Consider the following 18,394-nt stretch of genomic DNA (forward strand, 5'->3'; position numbering starts at 1 on the left):
CCACCTGCCAGCAGCAGAAGGTGCACCCGCTCGACTTCATTGCTCTTTCCATCGCCGCCCTGCGCTCCGGCAACGCTGCACCCAAGCTCCTGGCTGCTGCCACCTGAACGGTTACGTCGCGGCAACAAAGGCCCAAAGTCCGCCTTCGCGGACTGCACGCGCGGTCGAGTGCGCCAAGCCGTCCGAGGCGCACCGGGCTGGCTCCCTTCCCCCGCGCAGTTTGCGGGGGAAGGGCTGGGGATGGGGGGCGGCCAGGGAGTGCACCGGAGCAACCGCAGCGCACCGGGCTGGCTCCCCGCGGTCGAAGTTCTCCCCTCTCCCGGCGCAGTTTGCCGGGGGAGGGGCCGGGGGAGGGGCCACCCCGGCGATTCAAGGATCCGTGCCGCTGTCGCGCCCAAGTTGAGAAGTGGCGCCTGGCTAGTTCCTTCGGCCCGCAAAGGGTGTGCTACGGGCGAGCACGGCGCGCCTGGGCCTCAGGATGACAGGCCGTGGTGACGCCACCGCCAAATCCGAAGCGCACGGCACTGGCTCCCTTCCCCCGCGCAGTTTGCGGGGGAAGGGCTGGGGATGGGGGGCACCGAGGCATGCGCCAAACCCAGCCGATCCGGTGTGAAGTTCTCCCCCTCTTCCGCTTGCGGGAGAGGGGGCCGGGGGGAGAGGGCAGCCGGGGACTGCACGTCCGTCCTCGAAACGCACCCAACCCGCAATCGCCCTATCCACCGAACGCATCGCCGAAGTGACCGATACATCGCAGTCCCCCGCCCAAAGCGGGTTCGGCCGGTTCTTCCTCCCCGGCCCCACCGAGGTGCATCCCGACGTGCTCGCGGCCATGACGCGGCCGCTGATCGGCCATCGCGGCGACGAGATGTCGTCGCTGCTGGAGGCGTGCGACCCCGTCCTGCGCTCCCTCTTCCGCACCCACCGCCCGGTGTACGTCGCCAGTTCGTCCGCGACGGGGCTGATGGAGGGCGCCGTGCGGAACGGCGTGCGTAGGCGTGCCCTGTCGCTGGTCAACGGCGCGTTCAGCGAGCGATTCGCCGCGCTGGTCACGGACTGCGGCCGCGAGGGCGAGCGGTACGAAGTGACTCTGGGCGAGGCGAATCAGCCGGACGAGGTCTACCAGCGCCTGCGCGCGGGTGGCTTCGACGCGGTCACCGTGGTGCACTCCGAGACGTCCACGGGCGTCCTGAACCCGCTGACCGAAATCGCCGAGGCCGTACGCCGGGCGGAGGCGGAGACGGGCGAGGAGATCCTGCTGCTCGTCGACGGCGTCACCACCGTGGGCGGGATGCTGGTGCAGGCCGAGGCGTGGGGGCTCGACTTCCTGCTCACCGGCTCGCAGAAGGCGATGGCGCTGCCGCCGGGGCTGGCGTTCGGCACGGCGTCGGAGCGGATGATGGCGCGGGCGGCGACGATCCCCGGCCGCGGCCAGTACTTCGACCTGCTGGAGTACGATGTCTACTGGCGCAAGCACCAGACGCCCAACACGCCGGCCGTCTCGCTGATGTACGCGCTCGCCGAGCAGTGCCGCCGCATCGGCGCCGAGGGCGTGGAGGCGCGGGCGCTGCGGCACTGGCGGATGGCCGAGCGCACGTGGGAGTGGGCCCGGAGCCGCCCCGGCCTGTCGCTGTACGCCGCCGAGGGGCAGCGCTCCCCCACCGTCACCACCATCCGCGTGGACGATGGCGTGCCCGCCTCGCGCATCTGCTCGGAGATGACGGCGCGCGGATGGACGCTGGGCACGGGATACGGCAAGCTGAAGGACCTGACGTTCCGGATCGGCCACATGGGGGATCACACGATGGACGAGCTCGACGCGCTGCTGGCGGTGCTGGAGGAGGTGCTGGGATGACGGACCGGCGTTTTCGCGTCCTGGTGACGGACGAGATCGATCCCGAGGGCGTCGCCCTCCTGCGCGCGCATCCCGACATCGAGGTGGTGGAAAAGCCCACCCGACCCGCCGCCGAGGTGCTGGCGGAGATCGGCGAGTACGACGCGTTCGTGGGCCGCAGCGCCACCCGCGTCACCCGCGAGCTGCTGCAGGCGGGCGACCGCCTGCGGGTGATCGGGCGCGCCGGCGTGGGCGTGGACAACGTGGACCTGCGCACGGCCACGGAACTGGGCGTGGCCGTCATCAACGCGCCCGGCGGCAACACCGTGTCCGTGGCCGAGCTGGCGTTCGGGGTGCTGATCGGCCTGGCGCGCAACATCCCCCAGGCGTCGGAATCCATGCGCCAGGGCCGCTGGGACCGGTCCAAGCTGGGCGGGGTGGAGCTGCGCGGAAAGACGATGGCCATCGTGGGCCTTGGGCGCATCGGAAGCGAGATGGCGCGCCGAGCGCGGGCGTTCGGCATGACGGTGATCGGCTACGACCCGTACGTGGGCCAGAGCCGCTTCGAGGAGCTGGACGTGGAGCGGGTGGAGCGGCTGAACGACGCGCTGGAGCGGGCCGACGTGGTGACGCTGCACGTGCCGCTGACCGGCGAGACGACGGGGATGATCGGCGCGTCGGAGCTGGCCCGGCTGGGGCGCGATGCCTACGTGCTCAACCTGGCCCGCGGCGGTATCGTCGCGGAAGACGCGCTGGCCGAAGCGCTGCACGCGGGGCGCCTGGCCGGGGCGGCGGTGGATGCCTTCGACGTGGAGCCGCTCCCCGCGGACCATCCCCTCCGCAGCGCCCCCAACCTGCTGCTGACGCCGCACCTGGGCGCGTCCACGCGCGACGCCCAGCGCAACGTGGCCGTGGAAGCGTGCGAGGCCGTGCGCGACGCCCTGGTGACGGGCGACCTGAGCGCCGCGATGAACGCCTCGGGGGTGGGCGGCGCCGCCACCCGCGAGCTGCGCCCCCTGCTGGCGCTGGCGGACCGGCTGGGGCGGCTGGGGCGGGCGCTGGTGCCGGGCGCGCTCAACTCGCTGGAGGTGCGGTACACCGGCCCGCGCGAGCACGCGCCGCGGCCGCTCCTGCTTTCCGCGCTGCAGGGCGCGCTGCGCGACGTGGTGGAGCACCGGGCCATCAACCTGGTCAACGCGCAGCACGTGGCCGCCGAGCGGGGGATCGAGACGGCGACGACCATGGTAGGCGGCCGCGGCGAGCTGGGCGAGGAGATCGAGCTGCGGCTGGAGGGTGGCGAGCGCAGCATCCGCGTGGGCGGCGCGCTGCTGGGCGAGACGCACGGGCGCATCGTGCGCATCGGCGCGTTTCGCGTGGACGTAGCGCCGCGCGGCGTGATGATGGTCATCCGCAACCGCGACGTTCCCGGCGTGATCGGGCGGGTGGGCACGCTGTTGGGCGAGGCGGGCGTGAACATCGCCGAGTACCACCAGGCGCGCCTTTCCGTCGGTGGCGAGGCGCTGGCCGCGGTCTCGGTGGACAGCCGCATCCCCGCCGAAGTGGTGGACCGGCTGACGGCCCTGCCGGAGATCCTGGACGTGCGGCAGGTGGAGATGGAGTAAACTTCGGTCACGACGGTAACTACGGTCGAAACGGTCACGACCTGGGCGAGCAGGGGCTCGGGGCAGGCATGGCAGTGACCGTAGTGACCGTAGTTACCCGCCGTTCGGCGCATCTCTTGCCTGAGTGCGCCTGACTGCACGCCGACCAAACCAACGCTCGCCCACGACGCACGCCCATGGGTATCCGGTACTGGCTGAAGAAGCGCATGTCGGAGGCCGTCAACGAAAACGGCGACCTTCCGCTGCACGTGTCCATCCTCCACTCCATCTTTGGCGGAGACGAGCCCACGCCCCGCGCGCTGGGCGAGCACGACCAGAAGACGTATCCGCGCGAGCTGCAGGAGCTTCTGCGCCGGCGGGAGGACGTGGCGCAGGAGGTGATGGACATGGACCTCACCAACCGGTCCGCCCGCGTCGCCGCCATCCCGCGGCTTCGCGAGTTGCTGCGGACGTATCCGCACCCGCTGCTGTACGAGGCGTTGATCAACGCCTACGTCGACGAGGGGCGGTGGGACGAGGCCCGGGGCGCCGCCTTTGCCGCGCGCGAGCGCCGCGTGGAGGTGTCGCGCTCTCCCTACTCGGAGATCCGCGGCGAGACCGACCGCCTCAACGAGTGGACGCCCGAAGAGGTGGACGCCCTTCGCCAGGAGCGCGAGGCCCGCGCCGCCCCGCCGGCCTGACGCACGGCCACACGGCTGGAACCTTTCCGAGCCCCGCCCCACGGCGGGGCTCGGCGTTTCACGACGTTTCCGGAGTGACCTTCGTTACCGTGGTTGCCGTCATGCCAGAATGACGACCGCTCCCGAAACCCTTGCTCGATGGACGGTGCACGGCGTATCGTGAACACGTCCCGTCCCCATCGCCCCGGCACGCGTCGTCCGTTTCCATCGCCCCGCGCCCGCGGGGATGCACGCGCGGCGAAAAAGCACCGCCGGCCCCGCGCCGGCACAATCCACCCTGCTCCGTGAGGAACGCATGCGGCTTACCGCCGGACGTACCCTGCTGTTTCTGGTCGCCCTGCTGTTTTCGTCCGCCCTTCCCGCGTATGCGCAGAACGGCAGCGTAAGCGGCACCGTGCGCGACGTGGCCACCTCCACGCCACTTCGCGGCATCCGTGTAGAAGCCGTCTCCACCAGCGGGCGCGTGGCCGCCAGCGCCGTCACCGCGGAGAACGGCACCTACACCCTTCGCGACTTGGCTCCCGGCAACTACGCGCTGGTCCTTTCCGGCACCGACGTTCCCGTCCGCCGCCTGGACGTGGAGGTGACGGCGGGACGCACCTCGCGCGTGGACGCGCAGCTCGCGTTCGGAAACGTGCGGCTGGACCCGGTGGTGGTCTCGGCCTCCAAGCGGCCCGAGAAGGCGGTGGAAGCGCCGTCGCGGGTGGAGGTGGTGACCGCGCAGGAAATCGAGGACCGGCCGGCGGTCACGCTGATCGACCACTTGCGCGACGTGCCCGGCGTGGACGTGGCGCAGACAGGGCTGCAGTCCACCAACATCGTGGCGCGCGGCTTCAACAACATCTTCAGCGGCTCGCTTCACGCGCTGACCGACAACCGCATCGCGGGTGTGCCCAGCCTGCGCGTGAACTACCTGCACTTCATTCCCAGCACCAACGAGGACGTGGCGCGGATGGAAGTGGTGCTGGGGCCGGGCGCGGCGCTGTATGGGCCCAACACGGCCAATGGCATCCTGCACATCATCACCAAGAGCCCGCTGGACGAGCAGGGAACCACGGTCGCCTTCAGCGGCGGCAGCCAGGAGCTGCGGCAGGGCGAATTCCGCACGGCGCACCTGCTGACCGACGACATCGGCTTCAAGGTCAGCGGCCAGTACCTGCAGGCCGAGGAGTGGCGGTTCATCGACCCCGCCGAAACGGCCGAGCAGCAGAAGTTCGCCAGCGACCTGCCCTTCTACCGCAACGACCTGATGCGGGCGTCGGGCATCGGCCAGGCCGAGGCGGACCAGCGCATCACCCGCATCGGCTCGCGCGACTTCGGCATCGAGCGGTACAGCGGCGAGGCACGGCTGGACTGGCGGGTGACGCCGTCGATGACCGCCGTGCTTTCCGCCGGCTCCAGCGACGCCGCCAGCGGCATCGAGCTCACCGGCCTGGGCGCCGCGCAGGTCGAGGGCTGGCGCAGCAGCTACTACCAGGCGCGCACCACCTGGAACCGGCTGTTCGCGCAGGTCTACCTGAACCAGAGCAACGCCGGCGACACGTACCTGCTTCGCAACGGCGCGCCCATCTCCGACAAGTCGCGGCTGCTGGTGGGGCAGCTGCAGCACGGCTTCAGCATGGGGAACGGACGCCAGAACTTTACCTACGGCGCCGACTACCTGCACACCAACCCGGTGACGGACAGCACCATCAACGGGTGGTACGAAGACGACGACCAGACCACCGAGCTGGGCGCGTACCTGCAGTCGGAGACGGAGCTTACCCCCCGGCTGGACCTGGTGCTGGCGGGCCGCGTCGACACGCACTCCGCCCTGCCCGACGCGGTGTTCTCGCCTCGCGCCGCGCTGGTGTTCAAACCGCGCGACGGACAGGCGCTGCGGCTGAGCTACAACCGCGCCTTCAGCACGCCCAGCTCGCTCAACCAGTTCCTGGACCTGGGGTCGGCGCTGCCCGGAACGGACGCGGGAACTACGGCGCTGCGGCGGCTGGGCTACAGCCTTCGCATTCAGGGCACCGGCTCCGAGGGCTTCAGCTTCCGCGACGCGAACGGCGCATACCAGGTCCGCTCGCCCTTCAACACGGCAAACCCGGGGCAGCTGCTGCCCGCCACCGCCGTGTCGCCCACGTTCTTCCGGGCGGCGGTGCTCGTGGTGGCGCAGCAGGCGGCCGCGGCGGGAACCCCGCTGCCGCAGCCACTGGTGACGTACCTGTCCGGGCTGCAGCCCAGCAACGCGCAAGTGGGGCTCAACTACCTGGACCTTGTCACACGCCAGACGGCCCCGCTTTCCACGCTGGAGCTGGACCGCATCGAGCCCATCCGCGAGTCGCCCAGCACCACGCTGGAGGTGGGCTACACGGGGCTGCTCGGGGACCGCCTGCTGCTCGCGGCCGACGTGTGGTGGAGCCGCAAGGAAGACCTCGTGACGCCGCTGACCATTCAGACGCCGCTCGTCCTTTTGAACCCGCAGCAACTGGGCGCGTACCTGGTCCCGCGGTTCATGGCCGACCTCGGCTACTCGCAGGCGCAGGCCAGCGCGCTTGCGCAGCAGCTGGTGCCCGGGCTGGCGCAGGTGCCGCTGGGCGTCATCTCCTCGCCCGACGTGGACGCACGGAGCGCCCAGGCGTTGGTGACGTACGTGAACGTGGACGAGAACATCGACCTGTGGGGCACCGACATCTCTGCCACCGCGCTGCTGGGCAACGAGTTCGAGCTCACGGGCTCTGTTTCCTGGGTGAACGAGAACGTGTGGAACACGCAGAACGCCGGCGTGGTGACGCTGAACGCGCCGCGATTCAAGGGCGGCCTGGCGCTGGACTACGACAACGACGACACCGGCTTGTTCGGCGAGATCCGCATGCGCTACAACGACGAGTTCCCGGTGAACTCGGGCGTGTACGTGGGCACCGCGTGCCTCAACAAGCCCGGTGACCCCGTGAACCCCCTGCAGGAAGGCTGCGTGGACGCGTACACGCTGTTCGACCTGAACGTGGGCTACCGGCTGCCCATGGTGCAGGGCGCCACGGTGAACCTGCTGGTCAACAACCTGCTCGACGAGGGATACCGGCCGTTCCCCGGCTCGCCCTCGCTGGGCCGCATGCTGATCGCCCGGGTCAAGTACGAGTTCTGATCTGCTTCTGATCGAGGGAAAGGAGGGGGAGCCCGGAACCCGGGCTCCCCCTCCGCGTTACGGCATCATCGGCGGATTCGTGCGATGGCGTATTCCGCGCTTTTCACCCTCGCGCCATCACACGCCTCACGCTGTGCCAATGCATTGCCACACACGGCTGTTGGCGGGAACAGAATCCCGCTTGACACGGGCTGAATATACGGAATCTTTGTAGGATCGAAATCTCCGTTCGTCCCCCCTGCGTACCCCGTTGTTCATTCCATGCGATCACATCGTTTTGTGCTGGCGCCCCTCGCGGTGGCGGCCGTGCTGTCCGGCTGCTCGGGCCCCGGCGGCGGCGACACGTACTTGCTGGGCCTGGCCGCGCCCCTGGAGCGGTCGTTCGGCCAGAACTCGCGGCTAGGCGCGCAACTGGCCGTGGACCAGATCAACGCGGCGGGCGGCATCGATGGCGACAGCCTGAAGCTGTGGGCTTTGGATGACAAGTCCGACGACACGGCGGCCATCGCGGTGGCCGAGCAATTCTACGACAACCCCGCGGTGCTCGCCGTGGTGGGCCACGCCACCTCCGGTCCGCTGATGGATGCCGCGACCGTCTACCAGCGCGGACTGGTAGCGGTGGGCACCAGCGCCACCAGCACCGAAATCGCGGGGCTGGGCGAGTGGATCTTCCGCGTGGCGTCGAGCGATTCGGCCAACGCGGCGGAGTTGGCGCGGTCGGCGGCGGGCGCGGGCAGGCGCGTGGCCATCCTGTACGCCAACGACGACTACGGGCAGAGCCTGGCGGAGGTGTTCGGGCAGGCGCTGGAGAACACGGGGGTGACGCTGGTGGGCCGCTTTCCGTACCTGGAAGACATGAAGGACTTCACCCCGTACATCCGCGCGCTCAAGGCGCGCGGCGCCGAGGTGGTGCTGGTAGCCGGGCTGGAAACGGGCGCGGCCACGCTCATCCAGCAGGCGCACCAACTGGAGTGGATGCCGCGCTTCATCGGTGGGGACGGACTGGAGCCGCTGGCGGAGATGGGCGAGCGGTACAACGGCACACTCGTCGGCGTGCTGTACCACCCCGAGATGTCGCCGCGGGCGCGGACCTTCGCCGAGGCGTTCCGGGCCGCGTACAAGCGCGAGCCCGATTCGTCGGCCGCCACCTCGTACGACGCGGTGCAGCTGATTGCGCGGGCGCTGCGCGAGGGCCGGGCCACCCGCGAGGGGGTTCGCGACTACCTGGCGGGCGTGGGGCGCGAGGGCGGCTCGGCGCGGTACGACGGGGTGGCCGGCCCGGTGGCGTTCGACGCCAACGGCGACCCGGTGGGCAAGCCGGTGGCGCTGGTGCGCATCGAGAACGGCCGCTTCCGCCTTCAGCAGGCCGCGCAGGTCGCGGCCCGGTAAGCAGCGCCGCCCACCGACTTGGGAGTGGGTGAACCGCGGCTGAAACAACGGAAAGCCCCGACACGGACCGCCGGCGCGTCCCGTTCGGGGCTTCACCTGCACCTACACCACACCTGCCGGAGCGTGGGATGTCATCCCGATGGAGCGCCCCCGAGCAACCCTGCCGCCCCACCGTACTTCGCAGCGACTGAGGGATCCGCCACACACTCCGGGCGCGCGACATGGGGTTCCTCACACGAGAACAAGCCAGTCCGCGAAGGCGGACTTCGTGTGGTTGTTACAGCGAATTCATTTGCCCGTGCAAGCCGGGGCGCCGGGATCATGATCGCTGCGCGCCTCGGCTGGGACCCTGTCCAGCGCCGGGGCGTTTCGACGGGCTCCGGCGCATGCCTCGGCTGCCCTCTCCCCCCGGCCCCCTCTCCCGCAAGCGGGAGAGGGGGAGAACTGAACCTGGCCCCGGTCGCGCCACACGTCCGAACTCGGACCATTGCAAGCCAGTCTGCGAAGGCAGACTTCGTGTGGTCGTTGCAGCGAATTCATTCGCCCGACGGAGCCGAGGCCTCTGCACTGTGACCGCTGCCGCGCCCGAGCTTCAAGGCGCCGTCGGCTAGATCCTTCGCCCCGCGAGGACCGGTTTGCGGGCCGGTTCAGTGCGCATGGGGCTCAGGATGACAGGGTATGGCGACGGTTGCGGTGCCAAGCCTGATCCCATCGTGCCCCTGGTTCCCGGCCCGGCTTTTACCGATCCCCGTCCCCGCGGCGGTCGGCGATGGCCTCGATGCGCGAGACGACCGTTTCGCGGTGGTCGGGGCTGCGCAGCACGATCAGGATCGTGTCGTCGCCGCCGATGGTTCCCACGATCTCTGGCCACCCCGCACTGTCGATCGCCACCGCGATGGGCTGCGCGCCCCCCACCAGCGTCTTCAGCACCAGCAGGTTTCCGACACCATCCGCACCCACGTACAGCGCAGGCAGCAGCCGGCTGAGCGTGGGCGTCACGTCCGCCCCCCCGACGGGCACCACGTAGGCGCTGCCGCCCTGGTCGTCGGGCGCCTTGATCAGCCCCAGGTGGCGGATGTCGCGCGAAAGCGTGGCCTGCGCCACCTCGATGCCGCGCGCGGCCAGCAGCTCGCGAAGCGCCTCGTGCGAGGGAACGCGGTGGGTGCGCACCAGTTCCAGGATGGCGGCGTGGCGGGAAAGCTTCAAGGCACGATTCCCATCGTTTGGGCGAGTCGATCAACGGCCGGAATATAGCGCGGCGCGGACGCGGCTTGCCACACGCTTCCCCCGCGGATGTCATTCGTCTCGTTTCTCCGCAAGCACGGAACCGTGACCGGAACCCGACACGGGGCACTTCCCGAAGCAGCCACTCCGTCGTACCTTATCCGCCATCTCGGAATCGTTCAGTTGGCCACTGCCGCGCCGCTCAGGCCCCCGGCAGCCATGGCCATTTGCGCTCACTCCCGCCGCGTACGAGAGGTGTTCATGGCCCGTTTCCGATCGTTCCGCGCCGTCCTGCTGGGCGGCCTGTTCTCCCTTGGCCTCGGCGCGTGCGACACGCCAATGGCCACCGGCCGCATCGCCCCCGAGGGCGGTCCGCAGCTGGCCACGGTGCCGGCCAAGGGCACCGCCTCCACGCTGGACGTCGCCAGCTGGAACATCGAGTGGTTCGGGAGCACCACCAACGGACCCGCGAATGAGACGCTGCAGGCCAGCAACTCGCGCGACATCATCGGCGGCACAGACGCCGACATCTGGGGCGTGGCCGAAATCGTGGACCAGGCCGCGTGGAACAGCCTGGAGTCGCAGCTGACCGGCTACACGGGCTTCCTGGCCAGCGAGTCGCACGTCACCAGCGGGTCCACCTACTACGGTTCGACCGAGCAGAAGGTGGGCATCCTGTACAAGAGCAGCATCGCCACGCTGCTGGGCGCAAAGATCATCCTCACGGCGTACGACGCCGACTTCGCGGGCCGGCCGCCGCTGGAGGTGAAGCTGCGCGTCACGCTGAACGGCGTCACCGAGGACATCGTGGTCATCGTCCTGCACGCCAAGGCCTTCAACGACGACGCCAGCTGGCAGAAGCGCCTGAACGCCAGCAACGCGCTCAAGTCGTATCTGGACACCACGTATCCCACGCAGAAGGTGATCGTGGTGGGCGACTGGAACGACGACGTCGACACCTCCATCACCGCGGGCAAGCCGTCGCCGTACCAGAACTTCGTTGACGATGGGGCGGACTACGCGTTCCCCACGCGGGCGCTTTCGCTGGCCGGAAGCTCGTCGACCGTCAGCTACAGCGACATGATCGACCATCACCTGAACACCAACGAGTTCACGGCGGCCTACGTGTCCAGCTCGGCCGAGGTGTACCGCGTGGATACCTACGTGGCGGACTACGCCAACACCACCAGCGACCACTACCCCGTCCTGAGCCGCTACACGTTCGGCTCCGGCGGCGGCACCACGCCCTCGGTGACGGTGACGGCGCCCAACGGGGGCGAGTCGTACGCGGGCGGCAGCAGCAAGAGCATCACCTGGACGGCTGCAAACGTGGCGAACGTCAAGGTGGAGTACACGCTGGACGGCACCGCGTGGACGACCCTCACGTCCAGCACCGCGGCGTCGGCCGGCAGCTACACGTGGACGGTGCCCAACACCGCGACGACCGCCGCGAAGGTGCGGGTAACCGACGCCTCGTCCGCGACGGTGACGGACGCCAGCGACGCGGCATTCACCATCACCGTCTCGTCCACGCCGGCACAGGTGATCCTGAACGAGATCCTGGCGAACGAAGCCGGTTCCAACGTCGCGGGCGAGTTCGTGGAGCTGGTGAACGTGGGCGGCACGTCCATCAGCATCGCGGGGTGGACGATCTCCGACGCCACGGGCGTGCGCCACACCTTCGCGGCCGGCACCACGCTGGCGGCGGGGAAGGCGATCGTGGTCTACGGCGCCTCGTCCGGGATCCCCGCCGGGTCGACGAACGCGGTGGGCGCGTCGACGGCGCAGCTCAACCTGGCGAACGGCGGCGATTCGGTGATACTGAAGGACGGGTCGGGGGTGACGAAGGCGAGCTACACTTATTCGTCGTCGCTGTCGGGAACGGACGGGGTGTCGATGAACCGCAGCCCCGACGCCAGCGCCACCGGCACTTGGGTGCTGCACACGAGCATTAGCACGCTGCAGTCGTCCGGCGGCAAGCGCGCCAACGGCACGGCGTTCTGAACTGCGGTCACTGCGGTCACTACGGTCGGGACGGTAACTACGGTCGGGACGGTAACTACAGTTGGGACGGTGGGCTGCGGTGCGAGGTTCGGCACCGCGGCCCTCCGCCGCACCACCGCACCGCCACCGAGCACCACACCCTGTCATCCTGAGCCCCAGGCGCACCGAACCGGCCCGCAAACCGGTCCTCGCGGGGCGAAGGATCTAGCCGAGGCCGCTTTGAAGCTCGGGCGCGGCAGCGGTCACGATCGTGGAGGCCTCGGCTTGGTGGGGACTGCTGTCATCCCCGAGGCCTCGGCTCCGTCGGGCGAATGAATTGAATTCGCTGCAACGACCACACGAAATCCGCCTGCGCGGACTGGCATGTTCTCGTGTGGGGAGGACTTTGTGGCGCGCCCCGGAGTGTGTGGCGGATCCCTCGGTCGCTGCGGAGTACGGTGTGGCGGCATGTTGGCCGGGGCCGCTCCGTGGGGATGACAGCGTGCGCTTCGGCAGTTTGGGCGTGCAGGTGAAGCCCCGAACGGGACGCGCCAGCAGCCCGTGTCGGGGCTTTCCGCTAGTCCAGCCGCGGGTTCACTTGCCCGTGGGGCGGGTGCGCTGCGGCAAGACCGGGTGGTTCACGGCGCGTGCTTCGGCAGGTGCGGCCTCTCGCGCGGGCTGGAGAAGCTGCGCAAGGGCGTCGGGATCTGCGTCGCGCCAGTCGTGGCGGAAGCGCGCGGTGTGTTCCGCGGCTTCCCGGCGCCGCCCCAGGCGGCCGAGCACGCGGGCCTGCTCCATCTGCGCGGCGACGGGAAACATGATCCCCCGGCTGATGTCTTCCGTAAGGCTGCCGTACCAGGCCAGCGCCTCGGATTCGCGGCCGGCCCGGGCAAGGAGCTGCGCCCGGAAGTAGCGCTCCGCTACCGTGCTGTAGGAATCGTCCTTCACGAAGAGCCAGGGCACGGGCGGCGGCCACCCCCGCTGCACCAGCACCAGCGCGCCGGGAACGTCGCCCGCGGCCGCTCGCAGCCGGGCGTGCAGCTGGTGGCGAAGGTGGTACGCGAAGCGGCCGGCGCGCGACGTGTCTTCGAGCGCGGCCAGTGAGGCTGCGCGCCGGTGCGCCTCGACGGTGTCGCCCAGGCGCACCGCAAGCACCCCCAGCAGGTATTGGTGCCGAGCGGCGGGATAGCGCCCACGCTCCTCGTCGACCACGCCGCCGGTGCCCTGCGCGCTCGGAACGGCGGTGGCGGCCAGCTGGCGATAGGCACGCAGGGTCTCGTCGCGTGGCAGCGCGGCGGGAGAAAAGGCGGCCAGAAACGCCCAGGTGCGTGCGCCGTACCCCGCATCGATGCGCGCGGCGGAATCGGCCTGGGCGCGGGCATCGCGCCAGCGTCCGCGCGCCATCTGCATGTGCGCGAGGGTGGTGAACCCCACCAGCCGGCTTTGCCGGTCGCGCCCGGGCTCCACCATCAGCCCGGCGATCCGGAGCCCCGCCCCGGGATCGGTAAGGAAGTCGGCCGTGCGCCACGCCGCGCCCCATGGAGGCAGGTCGTTGGTGTCGCGCGGGCGCTGGGCGCGCAGGGCGGCGAGCGCGTCGTCCTGCGCCCGGAGGTCGCCTTCACCGAACGCGGCCATCGTCCGCACCCGTGTGAGTGCCTCGTGCCGGGGGCTGAGCTCCGCGATGGCGCGGACGAGCGAACTCGCCTCCGCCGCTCGCCCCTGCAGCGACGCGACGTGCGCCAGGTGCACCCGCGCGCTCACGTTGCGCGGGTCCAGCGCCAGCACCTGCATCCATGCCCCGCGCGCGCCTTCGATGCTGCGCCCCTGCCACATGGCGCGGTGGTGAAGCACCTCGGCCAGCTCGTTCCACGCCTCGATGTTGTCGGGCCGCGTGGCCGTCAACTCCCGCAGCAGCCCCTCGGCCACGGTGGCGGAGCCGGTGCGGAACGCCACGCGCGCCCGCAGAAGCCGCTGCTCGGCCGGGGGCAGCCGGTCTGCCATCCGCAGCGCGCGCGCGGCGGCGGCGCTCCCGTCGGCCGCCGCCCAGTCCTGCGACACGCTCAACCGGTACCAGGCCACGGCGAAGGTGCTGTCGCCCCGGACCGCCTGGGTGAACCACTCCGCGGCACGGGCGAAATCGCCGTCGCGGAACGCACGGTTCCCCCCCAGGTAGGCCTTGAGCGCGGGAAGCGAGGTGGTGGTCAGGGCCGCCGTGCGGTCCATCCGCTCCGGGGGTGTGTCCATTTCCTGCGCCACGAGGCTGCGGACAAGCGCGTCGACCCCCGCGAAAAGGCTGTCCTCCCGCAGCTCCGGCACCTCTGCCCGCACGAGCCTGCGTCCATCCGGCGCGTACAATGCCGCGCTCAGGTGCAGCCGCCCTCCCGCCTCCACCACGCTTCCCAGCACGAACCGGCCGGCGCCGAACCGCTCCGCGGCGGCCCTCCCCGCATCCAGCCCCGTTGCGTCGTCGCCCCACGTGCGCAGAAACGAGAGCAGGGCGAACGGATCTACCGTGGTCAGCTCGCCGGTGCCGTCCAGGCGCGACGAGAGAAGGTCGGCCATTCCCTCGCCCAGGTAGGCGTTTGCCGGGCCTGTCCTGGCCGCGAAGGGCAGCACGGCCACCCGCGAACCCACCGTGGCCGCATCCAGCGGCCCGGCCCCGCCCGGACGCAGCAGCCACAGGGCGAGAACGGCCGCCACGCTGGCCACGGCGGCCAGCCAGCGCCGCCGCCGGCGCGGGCGGATCCAGGACGGCCCGGCTGCCGGGGCCAGCCCCACGGCCACGTCAGCGGCCGGCGCGAGTATCGCGTCGTCGGGGGATCCCGCCGGCGGGGGTGGCGCGGCGCCGTCCGTCGGTTCGCGAGACAGCACCGCCGATTCGGGAGACGGCGCGGCGACGGGCTCCGGGGCCGGCTCCGGGATCCACGCCGGGGGCGGCACGGCGGCGGCGGGCTCCGCCCGGACCCGCAGCGCGCGCCGCAGCGCCTCGGTCGCGGGGCCCGGCTCCACCTCCAGGTCGCGCATCAGGCGGGCGGCGAAGCGGTCGTACTCCCGAAGGGCGCCGCCCGGATCGCCCGAGTCGGCCAGCAGTTCCATCAGCCGGCGGACCGAAGGCTCGTCCTCGGGGTCGATCTCGCAGGCGCGACGGGCCAGGGCCACGGCGGGCTCCATCTCCCCCCGCCCCCGCGCGGCCTCGGCGGCTCCGCGCGCCGCGGCCAGGGCCATGTGGCGCAGCCGCAGGCGCTCCGCGTCCAGCCACTGCTCCCACGAGGGCGCATCGTCCACGTGAAGCCCCGCCAGCAGGTCGCCCCCGTAGTGCCCCAGCGCGCCCAGCACGTCGCCCGCCGCCAGCGCCGCCTGCATCTGCCGCGCATCGCAGACCGTCTGGTCCACCGCCAGCTCCACCGTGTCGTCGGTGCGCACCGCGAGCACGCCGGGCGCCGCCTTTCGCAAAAAGCTGAGCGCGTTGCGGAGGGCGGCGCGCGCGCGGTCATCCGGCATCTCGGGCCAGAAGGTGGCCAGCAGGATGTCGCGGCGAACGGGGCCGTGAGGGCGCGCGAGGGCCAGGTACGCCAGCAGCGCGGCGCGTTTGGGCTGAGCGAGGAGCGAAGTTACCGGGGCGCCCCCGGGGTCGACCAGGTCGAGCGTGCCGAGGGTGCGAAGGCGGTACACGAGGGGCGGCTTCGGAGGGGCAAACACAAGGTTAGTCCAACATACGAGGACTGGCGCACCGCTCGCAACGCCAAGCGACGCTGGGGTGAGCCAGGATACGCCGCCTTCGTATTCATCCGAAAATGCAGGTTCACCCGTCGTGGCGGTGGTTCGTTCGGCCTCCCGGCTCCGCCGGGTAGACGGCCCGGGGGTCCAGGTACACCGCGGCCGGCCACATGCAGTCCGAGCGCTCGGTAGCCACCGCCCGGCCGCAGCGGCACGTGCGGTTCGGTCCGCGGGCCCCACTCGGTCCGCAGCAACCGCTCCACCGGGCAGGATCCGGGTGTTCGCCGACGCCGACCAGGACGTCGGAGCGGATCGCGTAGCAGCCAGTGAAGTCCACCGCCACACCTTCCATGCTCGTTGGCAGGTGGCCCGGCGAAACCCGCCAGTACGTCCCTTCCGGCACGAGCGGCTCCAGCTTCCCGGATCCGAGCGCCGCAGCGTCCTCCACCCGGTGGACCAGGGTGGTAAGCACCACTCCACATGCGCGGCAAACGAACCGGGCGGAGGGCGGCGCCTGCGGCACCGCCTCGGCATCACGTCTCACACCACACCCCTCTCTCGAAGGCCCGGACGCGGCTCGGGATTACCAGCACTCCCCGGCGCGGCGGCGCAGGAAGTCTCGAACGGCATCGATGTCGATCATCCACTCGGACACCCTTCGCTCCGCCGGGTCAGCGGGCAAGTCGCGGATGTACGTGTAGAGGTCGTCGGGATCGAACGGCTCGGGGAACCCGGACGTGGAGAGGAAATGCTCCTGCACGACGATCCTGTCCCCCTGCCGCCACATCGTCCAGCGGGTCTCGAACGCCGAGGTGAAGAAGGCAGTGCGGTCCGCACCGGCGACCAGGCGGGTCGCAGCTTCACGCCAGTGCCGCTCGTAATCGGCGCGTCCCCACGTCCCGATGAGAGCGACGAATTCCTCGGAGTAGCCCCCGAGCACGATTCGCCCTCGAAGACCCACCGCGCCAGGCCCAAGGAACTCGCGCAGACTTTCGATCTTCGACTGGATGAACGTGATGTCGAACATACCCCCGTGCCACCGTCCTTTCGGCGCATGCCACGCCATGCGCAAGTCGCGTCGAGCAGTTGGGACCTCCCTACCTTTGGCCATTAGTAGCAGCGCCGGTTTGCACGTGCAACCAGCGGGGCTCCGGGTGCGCAGCCCCCGCTCCGGCCGCGGGCGGGCGAGGGCGAACGCGCCGCCAGGTGATGCGGTCCGCCGTCCTGGAACGCTGGACGACGGCTCATATTGCCAGGATACGGCCAGGATACGGTTGAGATACCCCACTGCATTATCTATCCGAGTACACCCTCCTCCCCGGGAGCCCTGATGTACATCAGCTGCAACCATGTAATGCGCAACCGGCCCCAGTTCTGGAACCGCCGCAGCAATGCGCTGCGTAGCCTGTCCCCGCGCCATCACGTTCGCAAAACATTCCGCACCGGATTGTCGTGCATGTCGGCCCTCACGCTCCTGGTTGTTGCCGTGGCCCAGCCCGCGCACGCGCAGGCGTGCGGGACCAAGGACACGCCCGCGCCCACACTCACCGCCGGTCAGACGATCCGTGGGTCGCTCGCCCGCGAGGATGCCACGCTTCCAGGCGACCGGTACAACGGCACGGATCCGTGCACCGGCCGGCCCTTCGACTCCTTCTTCTACGAGGCGGTCGCGGGCGAGCGCCTGACGTTCGTCGTCGAGTCGCGGCGGATCGATCCGTCGATCACCGCGACCACCCAGTGGAGGGGCGGGGGGAGCAAGGACGTGGTGGAGCAGCGAGGACGGCGCGGTCGCACCCTCACCGCCACGGGGACGGTGCCGGCGGCGGGGCGCATCCTGATCCAGGTGGAAAGCAACGTATCCCTGGGCCGCCGCGGGTCCACGGGCGACTACTCCTTCACCCTGCGCTCCGAACGTCCGGCGAACGCCCCGGCACCGCGGCCCGCACCTGATGCGGCGGGCGGCTCGTCCATCCGGTCCGGGCAGACGGTGCAAGGGGAGTTGACGTCGGCTAGCGGCAAGCTGGCGGACGACTCGCACTTCCAGGACTACACCTACCAGGCGCGGCGGGGCGAGAAGCTGGTCGCGGGTCTCACGTCGGACGATTTCGACGCCTTTCTGCACGTCGGCCGGCGGATTGGCGACGGCACGCTGGAGAACGTGGTGAGCGACGATGACGGCGGCGGCGGGACCAACTCCCTGGTGGAGTACGTCGCGGACCAGGACGGCCCCGTCACGATCCGCGTCAACACGCTCTCGGCCGGTGAGACTGGCAGCTACTCGCTGGAGGTTTACTCCACCGGCGGGGACGAGCGGGCGGCAAGCGAGCCGGAGCAGCCCGCCGCCCCGATCCAGGGGCTGCGAGCGGGCCAGGCGGTGCGCGGCGAGTTGGCACGGGGGGATGCGACGATGGACGACGGATCGTGGTACGACCACTACACCTACACCGCCCGCCGCGGCGAGCGGATCGTGGTGCGAATGGAATCCGACGAGTTCGACACCGTGCTGGGAGTGAGCGGGCGCGAAGACGCCGCCGATCTGGTGATGGACGACGACGGCGGCGGCGGCACCAACTCGCGGGTGGAGTACACCGCCACCGCAGACGGGCCGATCCTCATCCGGGCCAACGCGCTCAGCGCGGGTGAAGGCGGCAGCTACACCCTCGTCATCGAGTCCGCGCGCCGGTCCGCGCTCCCCATGGCCGGGCGCACGGAGCGTCTGGCGGCCACCGCGGCCGCCCAGCAGGACGTGGCCACACTCGATGTTTCGCCGGCTCGGTCCTGGTAGCCCCACTCGGCCGAAGCGTGTTCTGCGCTCCGG

At 70.6% G+C, this 18,394-nt stretch carries 10 protein-coding genes; 7 read left to right on the forward strand and 3 right to left on the reverse strand.

All coding sequences use genetic code 11. The features are described 5' to 3' along the window. The first annotated feature begins 736 nt into the window (after nucleotides 1-736). From VF632_RS19190 to VF632_RS19210, 5 genes are all read left to right on the forward strand, one after another. Nucleotides 737-1,852, forward strand: coding sequence for an alanine--glyoxylate aminotransferase family protein (locus tag VF632_RS19190; RefSeq protein WP_331024550.1), 1,116 nt, complete (start codon nucleotides 737-739; stop codon nucleotides 1,850-1,852). Further along, nucleotides 1,849-3,453 (forward strand): phosphoglycerate dehydrogenase, encoded by a 1,605-nt coding sequence (gene serA / locus VF632_RS19195; RefSeq protein WP_331024551.1) that lies wholly within the window; start codon nucleotides 1,849-1,851, stop codon nucleotides 3,451-3,453. The genes VF632_RS19190 and serA overlap by 4 nt, the downstream gene beginning before the upstream one ends. A gap of 176 nt (nucleotides 3,454-3,629) precedes the next feature. Next, the gene (locus VF632_RS19200; RefSeq protein ID WP_331024552.1) at nucleotides 3,630-4,133 is read left to right on the forward strand and encodes a hypothetical protein; all 504 of its coding nucleotides are present in this window, start codon (nucleotides 3,630-3,632) and stop codon (nucleotides 4,131-4,133) included. A 295-nt stretch (nucleotides 4,134-4,428) separates the two neighbouring features. Then, nucleotides 4,429-7,263 carry a TonB-dependent receptor gene (locus tag VF632_RS19205; protein WP_331024553.1) on the forward strand — a complete coding sequence of 945 codons (2,835 nt, stop codon included), beginning with the start codon at nucleotides 4,429-4,431 and terminating at the stop codon, nucleotides 7,261-7,263. 261 nt (nucleotides 7,264-7,524) lie between these two features. Further along, complete coding sequence (locus VF632_RS19210) at nucleotides 7,525-8,652, forward strand: ABC transporter substrate-binding protein (RefSeq protein ID WP_331024554.1); 1,128 nt, start codon at nucleotides 7,525-7,527, stop codon at nucleotides 8,650-8,652. Between the two features lie 738 nt (nucleotides 8,653-9,390). On the opposite strand, the gene VF632_RS19215 is transcribed toward VF632_RS19210, so the two are convergent. Beyond that, nucleotides 9,391-9,858, reverse strand: a complete 468-nt coding sequence (locus VF632_RS19215; protein ID WP_331024555.1) for a hypothetical protein — start codon at nucleotides 9,856-9,858, stop codon at nucleotides 9,391-9,393. Between the two features lie 279 nt (nucleotides 9,859-10,137). On the opposite strand from VF632_RS19215, the gene VF632_RS19220 reads away from it, so the two are divergent. Continuing rightward, nucleotides 10,138-11,880: a lamin tail domain-containing protein gene (locus VF632_RS19220; protein WP_331024556.1), complete on the forward strand. Its 1,743-nt coding sequence runs from the start codon at nucleotides 10,138-10,140 to the stop codon at nucleotides 11,878-11,880. Between the two features lie 573 nt (nucleotides 11,881-12,453). Here the strand turns inward: VF632_RS19220 and VF632_RS19225 are convergent. Beyond that, nucleotides 12,454-15,531 (reverse strand): BTAD domain-containing putative transcriptional regulator, encoded by a 3,078-nt coding sequence (locus VF632_RS19225; protein WP_331024557.1) that lies wholly within the window; start codon nucleotides 15,529-15,531, stop codon nucleotides 12,454-12,456. Between the two features lie 628 nt (nucleotides 15,532-16,159). After that, entirely contained in the window at nucleotides 16,160-16,603 is a 444-nt protein-coding gene (locus VF632_RS19230) for a hypothetical protein (protein WP_331024558.1), read from the reverse strand. Nucleotides 16,604-17,032: 429 nt separating this feature from the next. On the opposite strand from VF632_RS19230, the gene VF632_RS19235 reads away from it, so the two are divergent. Further along, the gene (locus VF632_RS19235) at nucleotides 17,033-18,361 is read left to right on the forward strand and encodes a hypothetical protein (protein ID WP_331024559.1); all 1,329 of its coding nucleotides are present in this window, start codon (nucleotides 17,033-17,035) and stop codon (nucleotides 18,359-18,361) included. Nucleotides 18,362-18,394 lie beyond the last annotated feature (33 nt).

Origin of the sequence: Longimicrobium sp., from assembly GCF_036388275.1 — a bacterium.
Classification (GTDB): Bacteria; Gemmatimonadota; Gemmatimonadetes; order Longimicrobiales; family Longimicrobiaceae; genus Longimicrobium.